Here is a 16,295-nt window from a genome sequence, read left to right as displayed (position 1 = left end):
ATGATTCGGACACTGCAACAAGAGAGGGCAACGCGAGAGAATATCATCGCCTTTATCAAAAAAGCGAAAACCAAAAAAACATTACCAAAATTAGATGTCTGCAAAAATTTTGATAATACAAAAATAAAACCAGTTTTGCCAAATGATGCCCCGATCGCTGTAGTACTGTTCGCTGGTGGCGGCGGAATTGAAGCGGGGATGGTTGAAGCCGGGATTCGTCCAGTCATTGCGGTGGAATTCGACCCCACCAAACCAGAACTGAGTCGGGCGATCGCCAAAACCCATCACCGCAATTTCAGTGAATACGGGTGTAGAATAATCCAACTAACAGTTCAAGAAGTAGCACGGTTAGGATTTCTCGGTTTTCCGCGCCGCCCCGATTACCTCCACGCCTCCCCAGTGTGCGCCAACTTCAGCCAAGCCCACACAGCCAAAGCAGGTATTGGGATTGAAACGGCTGACGATTTGAGTGCAGCGATCGCTGTGGCAGAAACCATCCGACAGTTGCAGCCACAGGTGTTTACGCTGGAGAATGTGCCGCGTTATCAGAACAGTCAGAGTTTCAGTATCATTCTGTCAGCTTTGGAGCAGGAGGGGTACTCGGTCGATTACAGCGTCGTCAACATGGCTGATTTTGGACTGCCCCAGGCGCGGCGGCGGTTAGTTCTGATTGCCAGTAGAGGTTGTCGCGTTGCTTTACCTTCGGGAACTACACCTTGCGGTTGGTATGAGGCGATCGCTCATCTAATCCCCAGCATGACCGATTCCCAATTACTCCCCAAACAACGGCAAGCGGTAGAACAATTTCTGGCAACTAACGAACCAACGCCATTGCTACTAGAGAGAGTTGGAGGGCGCAACGGACTGAAGTACAAGCCTGGGCATTTACCTTGCAACACCATTCTGCGCTCACACTTCACCGACCACAAAGGCTGCAACCGTAGTAAGTTCGCTGATATCTGGTTGGCTGATGGTACGGTCAAGTCTTTGTCTATTGAGGGGGCTGCAATCTTGCAAGGGTTTCCCAGTTGGTACGAGTTTCCCAACGAGACTGCTACGGCGGGGTCAATCATCGGCTATTCTGTCCCTCCCAGTTTCGCAACACAACTATTTATATCTGCACAGAGCAATTTATTAGGAGTGACTGTATGACTAACCTTGTTCAAAACTTAGAACAGTGCTGGTACATCTCCCCACCTTGGGGTCAACAAATCCCGCCGTTGCTAGTAAGTTTGCTTGAACGGGTGTACGTCAAAAGAGTCAAAGCATTCGGTTACTGCTGTGGTGTCGAATGGTCGCTGCAAGGCTGGAAATACGAAATTAATACTTGCAATGACAATATTACTGTCTGGGGTAGTGAACTTATTGGTACAGGTAATTTGCGATCGCTACCCCAAGAAAAACCTGTGTTTCGCTTGGGTGAGTTGGTCGAGTTTCGATTTCACGGTGATGAGCCACCGATCCGCATAGTCCAAGGTATTAAACTGATTAACGATTGCTGGTTCTACAACATCAAGTGGATGTCCCCTGCTATATCGGAAAAAGGTGGCGAGGTTTATTACCTCTAGAGATTCCCGAAGCGCGGGTAACTGATTACGATTTGGAGAAGGTGTGATTATAACAATTTACACCTCATACTTACAGTGGACAATTTATAGGCGAGGGCATCTCAATCCCACTGTACCCTCCCCAAAATTGGAAGGGTAAGCACCATTTCAGGAGTTCGCGCCAACTCCCGAACTCCTGAAATGGTGGAAGTCATTAGTCCAAGATACCAAACCAGCGATCGCCTACTCCCGAATCCAGTTGTTTAGCATCAGTTCAACTAAGGAAACAGCACGTAGCCTGAAATAGTACAAATACACTCATATTCAGCGAAAATTATCCTAATTTATTCTCGTTACTTCAATGGTTTTTTGAATTAATTGAGAACCAGATGCTTTTACTACTATTCTAGATGGAATAAAACTCTGGTCATCATATTCGGGGCAAGCCTCATAGTTGCCTACTTTGCCTTGTTCTAACAGCCGACCTACCTCTACGTCAAAAGCCTTCTTTTCTGCTGCCGCAAGTGATGAGACGTAAACAATGTTAACTTCATCATCAATGCCACCGAACTCAATTGGGAAGAGATAAACTTTCTCTAACTCTCCAGCAAGGTGTGCCGCAATTGCTGCCTCACGAGAATTAACTCTTGCTGCTATTGATTGAGTCAGGCTTGGCTCGCTCTCCAACTGGCTTAATGTCACATGATTAAACGTGATAAAAACGAGAGTTGAACCTGTTGAACCTCGATATGCACCTTCTGCTTCACATAGCTTGCAGGCTAGGGCTGTAAACTCCCAAGCTTGGTTTTCTGTGCAAACAATCTTTTGGGTAGTCAGATATTCAATACCATGCTTCTCTCCATAGGTTCGGATTTTATGTGCGTGTAACTGTAATGCAGGCACAACAGATGGATGGTTCCAACCCCACAACCAACTGCTGTCTATTGTGTTGTAAGTGCCGATAATCTGTACTGAACATCTGGCAATGATCCCATCTGGACGGGTAAAAACAACTGTACCAGCGTCTTGATCTATGTCCCAACTCGACTCACCCAGCCGCCAAGCACTATTGTGAGCTTCTGTTTTTAATCGCAACTCCTCCATACTCTGCTCAATTAAAGTCTGAAACTCTCTCTTATTATCTGATTCTCCTGCACCGAATAACTTATTGAAAAAATTCATAATCTTTAACTATTTAAGGACATCCAAAATCGCTAAGTGGTCTTAAGCAAAACTAAAAAAACCAAAGCTAAGAAACAACGGATTTCACTGTATATACACTGCCTTTAACAGGTATTCCGTAATGGAGACACTGCTAGTAGTCTGGCAAGTCAACTTTGCATGATACTGTTGATATAAGCGCTGTTCATAGTAAAAACTCTTTCTAAATTAGTAGATAGCTATACTCAAGCTTTGAGCATAAAAATATGGGATAATTTACCCTTTGTAAATAAGCATTTTTTGAGAAAATCAGGAAAAAAAGCTTTAGATGACAATAAACTATCTAGTTAAAGTATGGAATTATACTGAAAGTATTTTCCAAATATTGTGACAGTTTGATGAACGCACGTTTAAAGCCAATCAAATTCATTAATGGGATTGAATAAAATACAAATTATATTCTCTAAATATTGTGATAGTTTGATGAACGCACGTTTAAAGCCACTCAAATTCATCAATGGAAGTAAATAGAATGCAAGCTTTCGGATAATAGCTAAAGCCGGAATTTTCATGGTATGTAGATTCATGTCATTTTGAAGGTTTCCCAAGCCCTAATTTTTGCGTTAACCGATTGCTTCACCCATCTTAGAGGGTGTTTATAAAATCAACATTAACGTGAGTTCGACGGAACTAAAAAATAGCACGAGGCAGTGCAGATAAGTCTTTTGGGTAAATATCGAGCGATGGTTTTTTAGGCACTCAATACGGTTCGGTTAAAGGGGAAAGGGACTCAATACTTATCGGGTTTTGGGGAAAAAGGGAAGGGGAAAGGGGAAAGAAAAAACCTTTAACCTTTTCCCAAAACCAAATTCCAAGTTGAAAATGCAAAAACCGAGCAGTATTGAAAAGGGACTCATATTTTAAATACATCCTTTCCCTTTTACCCCTTACCCAGACCACAAGGAAAGTGAAAAATGCTTATCCGAACCGTATTGGGTAGGCACTCTGATAATTACTACCACTTAGGTGCTGGCGATTTCGGAAAACTGTTGCTTGGTTATAAAAACTTCCTCCTAAAGGGCGATTGAAATCGACGGTCACAACCTAGAAGAAATTGGGCGTTACATACAACCGCAGTTATCGATAACCTCAACTGGCCCACAGTGATTGTGGCTCGTACAAAGAAGGGCAAGGGTGTTGCAGATTTAGAAGATATCGGCGGTTGGCATGGTAAAAGCCTTGAAGCCTGACCAAGCAAAGGCAGCGATCGCCTGATTGAGAGTGCGATCGCTCTTCGTAGACCCCAGTCCATTTAAACAAGGGAGAAAATTATTGGCAATTTCTTAAAGTCCCTTTTTCCGAAACGGTACATCCTGAAGTTGTTTCTACTTATGTATTTGTTCTTCAGCTTAGTTTACGGAGGATATTTTTAGGTATCAAAGGAAACACTTTTCTGAAGCTATTGAAGTGATTTGAATCAAAATATGGATACTGAAGAACTCTATCCTTGTCCCTGTTGTGGTTATAAAACTCTGAACGCCAAGCCACCTGGAACATATCTTATTTGTCCTATTTGTTTTTGGTCAGATGATAGCGAGACAATAGATTCCTATGGATTTAGCTGGGTGGGATCTAATCAGGTATCTCTTCGCCAAGCACAAAGAAATTATATTGCCTTTGGAGCTTGTGAGCAGGAATGGCTAGATATTGTTCGTTCGACAACAGTTTTGGATGTGCGAGATAGCAATTGGCAAACTCTTGATACTTTAGAGGAAAATACTAGGCTAGCCTTAATTGAACAAATTACCGCCGCTTTTGATGGTGTTAAGCGCTCAGACGGAATTACATTACATGAAGCCAGAGCGCTAGATGACTATGCAGATGCTCAGAAAGCCAGAAAATTAGATAGTGAAAGCCAATGGCAGGATATACCAGATGAGTGGATTGAATATTTCTCTGATGTCTTTCCTTTTTTTGATGCAAAAGGATTTCGCTACTACATTCCCGCTTACATAATTTGGTGCTTAAAACACTACAAAACTTCTAACTCCGACACTCTAGATAACACAATCTATACCATAAAAAATAGAGGGGGTTATTATCATCCTCACTTGGAGTTGCTTAATACAACTCAATTACAGGCAATTAAAGCGTTTCTACAATTTATGAATAGATTTTTCCCATAAGTGTGCATGTTCTTCATATCTGAAAACCTATTCCAAGCTTTCTGGAACTTCATGTTTCTCAATAATTCTATCCCAACTAACTGACTTAATTTTTTCCAGAGCTTCTGTCACTTTTTCAGAAATTTTCATAGTTAACATCTAGCATTCGGCATAAATTGTTATAACGATAGACAATGCACAAAGCGAGAAGTATTGGAGCGGGTTAAATATTACGCTCGATTAGCGATTGAGCGGGTGGAGGATGGAGTTGACAAGGTTAAGGAATTACTCAGTACCCTAACGCTTGATGAGCGGTTGGGTGTGATGCTGGAGTTTGAAGTTTGAGGATCTTGACTCTGACAAGTTTGCTCAATTGGTGACAGATGCGCTGCATTGGACTGAATGGATGGGGTGAGAAAGTTGCGATCACAATAAACCAATTTACTTTTCGGGTGTAGAAAATGCTCCTTCGTTTTCCCATACGATGCCTGCCCTATCTTGCTGCACCTCAAGGATTGGTGATGCAATCGGCATAGGTGTCGGTAAACCATTTTTTCACAGACACCATAGCCTTAACCTCTCATTGATAGAGAGGAACAGACTTGAACTCAGGTTAATTAGAACATTCCCGACTCAATAGTAACTGCCCATTATTCAGCCGATATAGACCAGTTGGTTCGATAATCGGATCGCCTTTCTTCCAGGGACGGGATGTAGTTTCTACACCTCTTACCTCACCAGTTGTATAGTTAGAAACCAAAACACCAGGACGATTAGTAGTCAAAGCACCAGAACCAGTAATAGTAAAAGAGTTTTCTTGCCGCTTAGTACCGCGAGAAATGCAACTATTGGCAATGAGTGCGTTGGTGTCGATGACTGGAGGTAATTCGGTGAAGCTATTTTTGATGGAACTGGTATCGGGTGCGTTAATGTTGATTACACCAGCAACGCCAAGTTCAGAACTTGCAGTAATATCACTTTTCTCGGTTGGTTTTGGGCGTGACTCAATACCGAAAATACCTTGAGAATTAATTTCAACCTTTCCACCGATTCCTGTAAAAGCATTGGCTGTGATATCGCTGTTTTCTTCGGGGATAGCAATGATATATTTTGAATTGATATTGATGTTACCACCATTGCCACCTAATTGCGCTGTACCTGCGGTGGTCGAAATTTGGCTACCGCCACGCAATAGTAAAAGATCGTTGACAGTTAAATTGATATTTCCACCATCACCAGAGTTGGTTATTGCTGCAATAGCTGCTTGGTTGTCAAGTGTTGTGGAACCAGAATTAATATTAATATCTCCAGCTTTCCCTTGCCCAAAGCTGCTGGAACTGATTCCCCCGTTATTTAAAAATAAAGAATCTGTTGTCAGGTTAATATTGCCTCCATTGCCTACAGCTGCTGAATTAACTGTGCTAAAAACACCGCTAGAAAAACCTGTAGTGCTAATACCGTCGATTAAAATGCGATCGCGTGCATCAATGGTGATATTACCCCCATTGCCTCTAGAATAAGTACCAGCATTGACTATTCCCCCATTGGTTAAAAATAAAGAAGCTGTTGTCAGCTTAATATTGCCTCCCCTACCTTCATCTTCACCTTGGAAGGTAGTAAAAACACCGCTTGAACTTCCATTACTACCGACACCATCAATGCCAACAGCATCGTCAGCATTAACTATAATGTCACCCGCATTACCTTTACCGAAACTGCTAGCAAGAAGTATTGCGCCGTTGCTTAGTGTTAAGGAATTGGTTGTTATTTGAATATCCCCACCTTTGCCAGCACCTCCGAACAAAGAACTAGAAACGCCAGTCGTCTTTTTACCAGTAATACCATCGATAATTACAGCATCGCGTGTATCGATAAAGATATTACCACCATTCCCTTGACCACTACTATAAGCGGTGAGTATACCACCATTTTTTAGAAATAATTCTCTGGCGTTGATGCGGATATCCCCAGCGCTACCCACGCTATTGTTTGCCGTACTAGTGCTTACCAAAGCAAATAAACTATTTTCTCCACCATCCAAAGTTACTGTATCGCGGGCGTTGATGGTGATATTGCCTCCATTTCCCTGTCCAGCTGTATCTCCAGAAATGAATGCACCGTTGGTGATAAAAAATGACCCGGTTGTTATTTCGATGTCACCTCCTTTACCTTCACCATCTAGCAAGGAACTAGCTATATTACTAAGTATATCAATAATTTGACCAGTACCAACAGTTACACCTTTGACGACACCATCAATTTTGACACGATCACGAGCATTGATGGTGATATTTCCACCATTACCTTTTCCTCTGAAATGTGAAGAAAATATCGTACCGCCATTTGTTAAAAATAGCGATCCTGTTTCAACTTGAATATTTCCGGCGTTACCATTGTATCCTTGCGTAAAGGCACTACTTGGTGAACCATTACCGCCAATTCCATCAAAAGTAATAGTATTGCCAACATCAAGAAAGATATTACCTCCATTTCCTTGTCCGCCGTTGCTAGCAGTTAATCGGCCGCCATCTTTAAATAGTAAATTACTTGCAGTGATGCGAATATCACCACTATTACTTATCCCGTTTTCCACACCCCCACCTTCAGATGATGCTAGACTTCCAGATTTTGCCCTGCCCCCGAAACCTGAAAATGTCACATTATCGCGGGCATTAATAGTAATATTTCCTGCATTTCCAACTCCAGCAGTAAAGCTGTATATTACGGCACCATTAGTAACAGAAAGTGATCCTGTTGTAACTTGAATGTTTCCTGCTTTCCCGATACCTCCAATGCTTAAATTGCTTTTCAAAGCACTGAACGCATCATAATCCAAGTTATTAAGGTCAAACTTACCTGCGTCGATAAAAACGCCATCTATCTTGACATTATCAGAGGCTTCAATAGTAATATTTCCGGCATTACCTTGCCCTGATACATTTGTTGATATTTGACTACCGTTAATTAACGAGAGGGAACCTGTTTTAAGATAAATATTTCCTCCGTTACCTACCCCCTCATTAAAAACATTACTACTAGCATTGCTATTAGTATCAAAGGCTATATTATCAAGGGCATTAATGCTGATATTCCCTGCATTTCCTTTGCCACTGGTACTGCTACTAATAAAGGCTCCATTGGTAATTTTTAGAGTACTTGTTGTGATTTGAATATTACCTGCGTTACCTTCAGCAGTGGGTTGCACATCATTAATAATCCGGCTAAATATATTACCGTCATTACCATCTAACGAAATATTATTACGAGCATTAATTATGATATTACCAGAATTACCTTTTCCTCTAGTGCTACCTTGAATTTCATAACCATCATTTATTTCCAATGAACTGGTATTGATAGTAAGGTTTGCACCATTACCTATTGCACCCTCAACTACCTTTAAACTAATTCCGTTAAATTCCCCTGGTTTTGAGTTACGAAAACTGATATCACCTTGAGCATTGATATTGACATTTCCTCCATTGCCTTGTCCGTAGAGATTAGCATTTATTTGTCCGCTATTACTTAACGTCAATGTCCCAGTTGCAATGTTGATATCGCCAGCATTACCAAATGCCCTTTCTTGCACTACATTAGCAATGCCGCTTTCATCTATTAACGTTGTTGCTCCTGTAGCATTAATAGTAATATCTCCACCTTTACTATTTGGAGTACCTAAACCTGTATTTATTCCTGCTCTTAATATACTTCCCCCTGATAAATTTACATTTCGAGCCTGAATTGTGATACTACCGCCATCCGCACCGCGAACATTAACTTCTGCACCATTACTCAGCGAAACATTGGCGCGTTCCACATTTTCAGGTATAACTAAACCCAGATTATCACCTGCAATATTCAATCCCACATTTCCCGGTGCAGCCAAACCTGCTAACTCAACATTTCCGCCATAAGCGTGAATTCCACCACCATCAATATTGATATTTCCACCAACAAGCAGCAAACTTTTACCATCACTAACTCGCAAACCCGTAACATCTTGTCTGATGAGATTAGTACCTGCGGGTGCTTGGGATTGATTAATAATTCCCCTATCTGCTTGGATTTGATTAAACAGCAATACTGAAGGATTAATAGTCAACAACGGCACAGCTTGGGGATTTGTGGCACTAAAAATCCCTTGATTGCCAAACTCAATCCCGTTTGCAATCGTCCCCATAAATGAACCTTGCACGTCTAAATTGGCATTTTTCCCAAAGACAATCCCATTGGGATTTATCAAGAATAAATTCGGGCTGGAATTACCAAATGTGCCCAGTCTCCCCAAAATTTCGGAAGGGTTATTACCTGTCACCCGTGCCAAAATATTCTGAATATTGGCGCTAGGACTGAAAAAATAAGCCCCGCGTCCCTCGCTGACATTAAATTCTTGAAAGCTGTGAAAAAGATTGATTTTGCGAGTTGCACCACCTGTAATTACTTCAATGGGTAGTCCTTGGAAGTTGTCTATAACTTGAGAGGACTCAGCGCCAAGTGTACTATCAGGCACGATATTGCTTTGCTGTGCCTGGGTTTTGCTAGTGAGGAGACTTACACTTAAACAGCCCAGCAACCCTGCCAATCCGAACTGCAAACACCTGTATAATCTGTAGTTTTTCGTCATCTGGTGCTATTTATCCGATTTGCTTAAGTATCCAACAGAACTGCAACTTTGGATCATATATAAGCAAATATTTGTTAATTATGCAGTTTTCTGCAATCAGGTGATCATGCTCTTGCATTCTCCAGGTATGAAAACTGCACGCAAAACTTGCAGAAAAGGTGAATGTGTTACATGAATCAGTCGGATAGAGAAGTTGATTCACGTTCCGAAAAGCGTCCAACTAAAGCAGATTTTCGGGAATCGGGAGGATTTGAACAGGAGGCTGCTGTGATGTTGGGTTTGTACCGGGAAGATTACTACGACAAACAGACTACCCAAAAAGGCATTTTTGAAGTTTCAGTTTTGAAAAGTCAGTTTAGTAGCGAGACGACTGTCAATAAGATTGTTTGATGAACGATTTGGACAGTTTAAAAACTTAGCTAAGTCGAGTATTTAAGCTATAAAATGCTCGTTATCAAGTACTTAATCATAATTTTCTTAGAGAAAAAGGATGAGATAAATTGAGTTACGATAATACAGCCAAGTATTTAGCTGAGTTATATCCTGATGAGTTTGCCAAATGGTTACTAACCTCAGAGCCACAAGAAGTTACAGTATTAAAAACTGAACTTTCTCTTGAACCAATTCGTGCTGATTTTGTAACATTTCTCCAGACAACTAATCGGATTTTACACATTGAGTTTCAGACTCTAGCTACATCTAATCCACCAATACCTTTACGGATATTAGATTATTATGTGAGGTTGACACGACAGTATCGTAAACCAGTTACGCAGGTAGTAATCCCAGAATACACCTGAAGGCAAGAGGCAATTAATTTTTATCTATTGCCTATTACCTCATCTATGAGTAAGTTCAAAAATCAAATAGGAATCATTAGTGATCGCCCCAACATAACAATTAGTCTACCCTTGTGTTCTCTACGCCACTAAGCTTAAGTAATTCCTGTGAGTTCCCTCCTCAGTCTGGGTACTCTAAAGGAGACATTTGTCACATTTTCATCTGAAAGTTGGGGATTTTCCGATTATCGCCCTGCAACTACAAATACAAAGTGTTGATTGGAGTTTGTTTTATGCCCCTTGCTAATGATATACCTCACAGTCAGCGGCGATGCCTACGGCGGGCTGCGCCAACGCTCCGCACTATCCTAGTGATTCCATTTGTGCTGCAAATCTTTGCTGCTGTAGGATTAGTCGGTTATCTCTCATTCCGCAACAGTCAGCAGGCGGTGAATCACCTAGCTCATCAGTTGATTCGAGAAGCCAGTTTACGAGTCGATCAACATTTAGATACTTACTTAGCAAGTTCTTATGAAATCGCACGCAGCAATGCTGAACTAGTTGAGTCAGGGTTACTTAACCGACAAGATTTAGATTTAGTTGGCTATCAGTTTTGGCAGAAAGTGAAATTGCATCAAAAAATTAGCTATATGCACTTTACCCAAACCAATAGCAATTATTTAGGAGTTGGACGATGGTTGCCTGGTGAAGGAATTACTGTCGATGAAGTTTCCCCTCGAACGAAGGGAAAAAACGTTGTCTATAAAATGGATAATCAAGGAAACCGAACTCAAAAAATTGGTGCTTATGACTTTAATCCGCTAACTTATCCTCCATTTGTACGAACCTCACAAGTACGTAAACCCAATTGGTCGCCTGTGAAAGTTTTGCAAGAAATTGACGGATATGTTGCTCTTGTATTTGGTCATCCAGTTTACGATCGCAATCAAAAATTCATCGGCATGATGGCAGCCGATCTTACACTATCTCAGATCGGTGACTTCCTTCAAGATTTGAAAGTCAGTCCCTCTGGAAAAATTTTTATTATTGAGCGGGATGGAATGTTAATTGCTCACTCAGTAAAGCAGCCGATTCTCAAAGCAACTGGTAAAGAAAAGCAACGCCTGAATATTTTAGAAGATCCCGATCCGCTAATTCAAGCAACTGCCCAACATTTGCAGCGTAAATTTGGCAGCTTCGAGCAAATCAAGAATGCACAAGAACTTGATTTAAAAGTAGGTGGCGATTCTTCTTTGCTGACACAAAGTGAACGTCAATTTATACAAGTGACTCCGTGGCGAGATCGATTTGGTCTGGATTGGTTGGTAGTCGTGGTGATTCCCGAATCAGACTTTATGAAACAAATCAATGCCAACACCCGCACCACAATTTTACTAAGTTTAGCTGCTTTGTTCATTGCTACAGTGTTTGGAATTTTTACAGCTCGTTGGGTGACTCAACCGATCCTGCGCCTCAATCAAGCTGCCAAAGACATCGCCAAAGGAAATTGGAACCAAACAGTTGAACTCAAGCGCACCGATGAACTAGGAGAGTTAGCCATCTCCTTTAACCAGATGGCAGGACAACTTAAAGAATCATTCGAGACACTAGAACAACGAGTTAGCGATCGCACAGCCGCATTAGCTGAATCCAATCAACAGCTAGAACACGCCAAAGAGAAAGCAGAAGTGGCAAATCATGCTAAGAGTTCTTTCATTGCTAACATGAGTCACGAACTCCGTACCCCTCTCAACGCCATTTTGGGGTTCTCCCAACTAATGACTCGCAGCAAAACTCTATCCATTGAACACCAAGAAAATATCAGCATCATCACTCGCAGTGGTGAACATCTATTAACGCTAATCAACAACATCTTGGATTTGTCCAAAATTGAAGCAGGCAAAACTACACTCAATCTCAAGCATTTTGATTTATATCGTTTGTTGAGCGATTTAGAAGATATGTTTCGCCTCAAAGCCGAAGATAAAAGATTACAACTGTTATTTGAACATTTAGCAGATGTGCCGCGCTATGTAGAAACTGATGAAGTAAAACTGCGCCAAGTTTTAATTAACCTAATTAGTAATGCAATTAAATTTACCGATAAGGGTGGGGTATCCCTGAAAGTCAAGGCGATGTCTGACGACGAGTCACTGCGCGTCTACGCTTCCTCTGAAGCTTCATTCACCCACACCCTATATTTTGAGGTAGAAGACTCTGGCGCAGGCATTGCTGCTGATGAACTTGATAAGTTGTTTGAAGCCTTTGCTCAAACCCAAACCGGCAAAAACGCCCAGGAAGGAACAGGCTTAGGATTACCCATCAGCCGCAATTTTGTACAGTTGATGGGTGGCGAGATGAATGTCAGTTCTCAAGTAGGGTATGGCACGCTTGTTAAATTCCAGATTCAGGTGACAGCCGTTGAGACAGCTGATGAAGAAACCTTGAGGTTCAAGCGACAGATTATTGCTTTGGAATCCAATCAACCCAGTTACCGCATTTTAGTTGTGGATGATAAAGATATCAATCGCCAGATTCTAGTGAAGTTGCTCCGTCCCTTGGGCTTTGAAGTGAAGGAAGCTGAAAATGGTCAAGAAGCGATCGACATTTGGCAACAATGGCAGCCTCACTTAATTTGGATGGATATGCGAATGCCAGTACTGAATGGCGTTGAAGCCACACAATACATAAAAACTCAAGCTAATGGTAACGGTAACAGCCCAAAAATTATCGCCTTGACTGCTAGCAGTTTAGAAGAAGAACGCGCCGCAATTTTGGCAGTTGGTTGCGATGACTTTATGCGAAAACCATTTCGAGACTACGAAATTTTCGACGCGATGGCAAAGCATATTGGAGTGCTATACGTATATGAAGAAACTTTAAATCAGCCACAAGCGCATTTGCCCACGGCTAAATTGCAACCATCCGATTTCCATAAAATGTCTAGCGAATGGCTGAGTGAATTTCACGCTGCTGCCACCGCCGGACGAGATCAACGACTGATGGAACTGATCGAAAAAATTCCTGAGCAGAACTCGGCAATAGTACAAACTCTCAAGCATTTGGTCGATAACTTCGAGTTTGATGCACTGCTCGAACTTACTCAATCTATTTTTTAATTATTTTTATATATGAAAATTCTATCCAAAACCGAAATCCTTGTAGTTGACGATCTGCCAGACAATCTCCGCTTAGTGTCTAATCTGTTAGTAGAACAGGGCTACGTAGTACGTAAAGCTACAAATGGTACAATGGCGTTGCGATCGGCTCAGGCAGAACCTCCAGACCTGATTTTATTAGATATCAATATGCCCGATCTTGATGGCTATGAAGTATGTCGCCAACTCAAAACCTTTGATAACACTCGTGCCATTCCTGTGATTTTTCTCAGTGCGCTTGATGATGCGATCGACAAGGTAAAAGCATTTAAGGTCGGTGGCATAGACTACATTACCAAACCCTTCCAAGTTGAGGAAATGTTGATTCGCATTCAAACCCAATTGACAGTACAACGCTTCACTCAAACTCTAGAACAACAAGTTGAACAACGAACTACTGAACTTTCCCAAGCCTTGCATCATCTCAAAGAAACTCAACTCCAGTTGGTACAGCATGAGAAGATGTCTGCGTTGGGCAATCTTGTGGCTGGCATTGCTCACGAGATCAACAACCCTGTTGGCTTTATTGCTGGGAATTTGCAACCTGCGATTGATTATATTAACGACTTGTTTAGATTAGTTGATTTTTATCAAACTAAAATGCCTGATGTTGAACCAGACATTGCAGACATTGACTTGGAATATATGCGAGAAGATTTGCCTAAGTTAATTAATTCACTAAAACTCGGAGTTCAACGCATTCGCCACATCAGCACGAGTTTACGTACCTTTTCCAGAGCCGATCAAGATTACAAAGTACTATTTAACATTCATGAGGGTATCGATAGCACAATTATGATTCTCAAACACCGCTTGAAAGCTAGTGATGATCGTCCAGAGATTGAAATTGTCAAGGACTATGCTAATTTACCTCAAGTCGAGTGCTTTCCGGGACAACTTAATCAGGTGTTCATGAACATTCTGGCAAATGCAATCGATGCTTTGGAAGACTCGAATATAGGACGGAGTTTCACTGATATTGAAGTGAACCCAAACCAGATTACAGTGAAAACTGAACTGTCAAATGATAGCCAATTCGTCAACATCTGCATTCAAGACAACGGCATCGGCATGAGAAATGATGTCAAACAGAAGATTTTTGAGCATTTGTATACTACAAAAGCTGTTGGTAAGGGAACAGGATTAGGATTAGCGATCGCTCATCAGATTGTAGTCGAAAAACATCGTGGAGCGCTCGCTGTTAATTCAACTTTAGGTGAGGGAACTGAGTTTGTAATTACGCTCCCAGTGAAAGGGGGATAAGGGAGCAGAGATGCAGAGGGTATAATTCCTAACTTTTCTCTCTACGTCGCGGTCAAGTTATTGGCATTGTCACAATAGTTGACTGCCAATTTTCACAAGTTGCGTCTGGCTGGGGAATGCCTGGGCAATATCATTGGAAGCTGGAGAATCCACGCGAGGTAACACCGATTCCTTACATTGGGCGGTTGGGAATTTTTGAAGTGCCGGATGATTTGGTCAGGAGTGCGATCGCCTTATGAAATCAGTCCTCTCACTTTTCTCCGGCATCGGTGGACTCTGCCACCACGGAATATCAGCCGCAGGTCTATCCCACAAATTCCGAGTCCACCAATTTGTCGAAATCTCCCCTTATTCTCAATCACAATTGCGCCATGAACAATCAGAAATTCCAATCCACGCAGATATTACCAACTACCATTGCCGAGAATCAATTCGCAATTCGCAATTCGCAATTCGCAATTATGAATTAGGAGTAAAAGATATGAATCAAAATATTAGTATAGCTGACAGAACCAAAGCTTTGGCAATAAGAATAGTTAAAGCTTGCACTTTCCTAGATGAAAAATCTGGTGTTTGCCGTACTTTATCAAAGCAGTTGCTACGAAGTGGTACTGCTATTGGGGCTAATGTTAGAGAAGCTCAATCGGCACAATCTGATAAAGATTTTCTTAGCAAGCTAGAAATTGCACTAAAAGAAGAAAGAGAAACTGAATACTGGCTGGAAATATTAATAGAGTCAGAACTGGTTGATAAAAGTAAGTTTGACTCATTACTGCAAGAAACTAGAGAAATTGGAAAGATTCTGGTTTCATCTACTCGAAAGGTGAAGGAGAAAATCAACAAGCTCAATTAATTGCGAATTGCGAATTGCGAATTGGTTTAACCCCCTGGGCAGACCAAATTGGAAATCAGATTACGCAAGTACGGTTCTCTCATGAAGACCGAAGCTTTGAACCCAGTATTCGTGAGGTGGCTTCTGGGGTTCCCATTGGAGTAGCCAAGGGAATCAAGGGGAATTATGATGCCCGTCGTGCTTATGGTTTGAGTTGTTCTCCCCGGCAAGCTGCGATCGCTTGGAAACGAATTGACTATTTGTGCAGTCTTCTCGCTCATAATGAGGCATAAGCATGATTAACCAAGTCCCGAATCTAGAAACTTGTTGGTATCTTTCGTCAGTTTCTGCTGGTTCTTCAGTCACGGCAGCAGTTGATTAACCTTTGGGTATGGAAACAGCAACAGGTGAGTGCAGATATTACCTTGTTGTGTTCTCTTGAAGATCGGAGATTTCTGCTACAGGTATATTGTCGGGCGGGAGGTGATCGGGCGATGGCTACCAGAATTGTACGGCGGGGAAGTTGCAACAGCTAATCCTGCATTGATAAGCGTAGCGGAGGAGTTCCGTAAATAGTACCTGCTTGCCACATTAAACTACGTAATAGATTGTAAGCAAGCGAATAAATGTAAATTTCTTTGCGAACCATAGCCCTATCCATTTTGCTGTGTCTGATGCGGGAGCGATTGCTTTAGGGACTTCCAAAGAATAAATTAATCAACAAAAACCAAGAATCCAATTTTAAACAATAATGATAATCATTTTA

General features: G+C 41.6%; 13 protein-coding genes and 1 pseudogene. 11 read left to right on the top strand and 3 right to left on the bottom strand.

Annotated features, from left to right (window positions below; all coding sequences use genetic code 11):
* Both CDG77_RS29490 and CDG77_RS29485 read left to right on the top strand, forming a co-directional pair.
* A partial coding sequence (locus tag CDG77_RS29490; protein ID WP_094332802.1) for a DNA cytosine methyltransferase occupies positions 1-1,152 on the top strand: 1,152 nt, incomplete at its 5' end.
* Complete coding sequence (locus tag CDG77_RS29485; protein WP_094332801.1) at positions 1,149-1,568, top strand: DUF1392 family protein; 420 nt, start codon at positions 1,149-1,151, stop codon at positions 1,566-1,568. The genes CDG77_RS29490 and CDG77_RS29485, both read left to right, overlap by 4 nt.
* Before the next feature lie 318 nt (positions 1,569-1,886).
* Here CDG77_RS29485 and CDG77_RS36955 read toward each other — a convergent pair whose 3' ends face one another.
* Complete coding sequence (locus tag CDG77_RS36955) at positions 1,887-2,729, bottom strand: DUF6882 domain-containing protein (RefSeq protein WP_181154435.1); 843 nt, start codon at positions 2,727-2,729, stop codon at positions 1,887-1,889.
* 1,036 nt (positions 2,730-3,765) lie between these two features.
* Complete coding sequence (locus tag CDG77_RS36950) at positions 3,766-4,020, bottom strand: hypothetical protein (protein ID WP_190234099.1); 255 nt, start codon at positions 4,018-4,020, stop codon at positions 3,766-3,768.
* A gap of 172 nt (positions 4,021-4,192) precedes the next feature.
* Between CDG77_RS36950 and CDG77_RS29470 the strand changes: the two genes are divergently transcribed.
* Both CDG77_RS29470 and CDG77_RS38730 read left to right on the top strand, forming a co-directional pair.
* Complete coding sequence (locus CDG77_RS29470) at positions 4,193-4,894, top strand: DUF6714 family protein (protein ID WP_094332800.1); 702 nt, start codon at positions 4,193-4,195, stop codon at positions 4,892-4,894.
* 192 nt (positions 4,895-5,086) lie between these two features.
* Positions 5,087-5,218 (top strand): hypothetical protein, encoded by a 132-nt coding sequence (locus CDG77_RS38730; RefSeq protein ID WP_258169788.1) that lies wholly within the window; start codon positions 5,087-5,089, stop codon positions 5,216-5,218.
* 268 nt (positions 5,219-5,486) lie between these two features.
* On the opposite strand, the gene CDG77_RS29465 is transcribed toward CDG77_RS38730, so the two are convergent.
* Complete coding sequence (locus CDG77_RS29465; RefSeq protein ID WP_094332799.1) at positions 5,487-9,497, bottom strand: beta strand repeat-containing protein; 4,011 nt, start codon at positions 9,495-9,497, stop codon at positions 5,487-5,489.
* A gap of 171 nt (positions 9,498-9,668) precedes the next feature.
* Here CDG77_RS29465 and CDG77_RS29460 point away from each other — a divergent pair, with 171 nt between their 5' ends.
* The 7 genes and pseudogenes from CDG77_RS29460 to CDG77_RS29425 all read left to right on the top strand — a co-directional run bounded on the left by CDG77_RS29460 (position 9,669) and on the right by CDG77_RS29425 (position 15,822).
* A complete protein-coding gene (locus CDG77_RS29460; protein ID WP_181154436.1) occupies positions 9,669-9,887 on the top strand; it encodes a DnaB-like helicase C-terminal domain-containing protein in 219 nt (72 codons plus the stop codon).
* A gap of 110 nt (positions 9,888-9,997) precedes the next feature.
* Positions 9,998-10,282, top strand: a pseudogene (locus CDG77_RS29455) (hypothetical protein); the annotation flags it as partial.
* Positions 10,283-10,569: 287 nt separating this feature from the next.
* Entirely contained in the window at positions 10,570-13,395 is a 2,826-nt protein-coding gene (locus tag CDG77_RS29450; protein ID WP_094332797.1) for a hybrid sensor histidine kinase/response regulator, read from the top strand.
* Between the two features lie 12 nt (positions 13,396-13,407).
* Positions 13,408-14,697 (top strand): sensor histidine kinase, encoded by a 1,290-nt coding sequence (locus tag CDG77_RS29445; protein WP_094332796.1) that lies wholly within the window; start codon positions 13,408-13,410, stop codon positions 14,695-14,697.
* A 116-nt stretch (positions 14,698-14,813) separates the two neighbouring features.
* Complete coding sequence (locus CDG77_RS38725) at positions 14,814-14,936, top strand: hypothetical protein (RefSeq protein WP_258169789.1); 123 nt, start codon at positions 14,814-14,816, stop codon at positions 14,934-14,936.
* Between the two features lie 242 nt (positions 14,937-15,178).
* Complete coding sequence (locus CDG77_RS29430; protein ID WP_094332803.1) at positions 15,179-15,550, top strand: four helix bundle protein; 372 nt, start codon at positions 15,179-15,181, stop codon at positions 15,548-15,550.
* Between the two features lie 14 nt (positions 15,551-15,564).
* The gene (locus CDG77_RS29425) at positions 15,565-15,822 is read left to right on the top strand and encodes a hypothetical protein (RefSeq protein ID WP_223270044.1); all 258 of its coding nucleotides are present in this window, start codon (positions 15,565-15,567) and stop codon (positions 15,820-15,822) included.
* Positions 15,823-16,295 lie beyond the last annotated feature (473 nt).

Origin of the sequence: Nostoc sp. 'Peltigera membranacea cyanobiont' 213, assembly GCF_002245975.1 — a bacterium.
In the GTDB taxonomy this organism is placed as follows: Bacteria; Cyanobacteriota; Cyanobacteriia; order Cyanobacteriales; family Nostocaceae; genus Nostoc.
The sequence above is the reverse complement of the archived record's forward strand: the minus strand, read 5'-3'. Positions and strand labels throughout refer to the sequence as shown.

Bases quoted from the DNA above. Each gene is read 5' to 3' on its own strand.
- CDG77_RS29465 (WP_094332799.1), bottom strand. From the start codon at position 9,497: ATGACGAAAAACTACAGATTATACAGGTGTTTGCAGTTCGGATTGGCA.
- CDG77_RS29460 (WP_181154436.1), top strand. From the start codon at position 9,669: ATGAATCAGTCGGATAGAGAAGTTGATTCACGTTCCGAAAAGCGTCCA.
- CDG77_RS38725 (WP_258169789.1), top strand. From the start codon at position 14,814: ATGCCTGGGCAATATCATTGGAAGCTGGAGAATCCACGCGAGGTAACA.
- CDG77_RS29450 (WP_094332797.1), top strand. From the start codon at position 10,570: ATGCCCCTTGCTAATGATATACCTCACAGTCAGCGGCGATGCCTACGG.
- CDG77_RS29485 (WP_094332801.1), top strand. From the start codon at position 1,149: ATGACTAACCTTGTTCAAAACTTAGAACAGTGCTGGTACATCTCCCCA.
- CDG77_RS29445 (WP_094332796.1), top strand. From the start codon at position 13,408: ATGAAAATTCTATCCAAAACCGAAATCCTTGTAGTTGACGATCTGCCA.
- CDG77_RS36950 (WP_190234099.1), bottom strand. From the start codon at position 4,020: ATGGACTGGGGTCTACGAAGAGCGATCGCACTCTCAATCAGGCGATCG.
- CDG77_RS29470 (WP_094332800.1), top strand. From the start codon at position 4,193: ATGGATACTGAAGAACTCTATCCTTGTCCCTGTTGTGGTTATAAAACT.
- CDG77_RS36955 (WP_181154435.1), bottom strand. From the start codon at position 2,729: ATGAATTTTTTCAATAAGTTATTCGGTGCAGGAGAATCAGATAATAAG.
- CDG77_RS29430 (WP_094332803.1), top strand. From the start codon at position 15,179: ATGAATCAAAATATTAGTATAGCTGACAGAACCAAAGCTTTGGCAATA.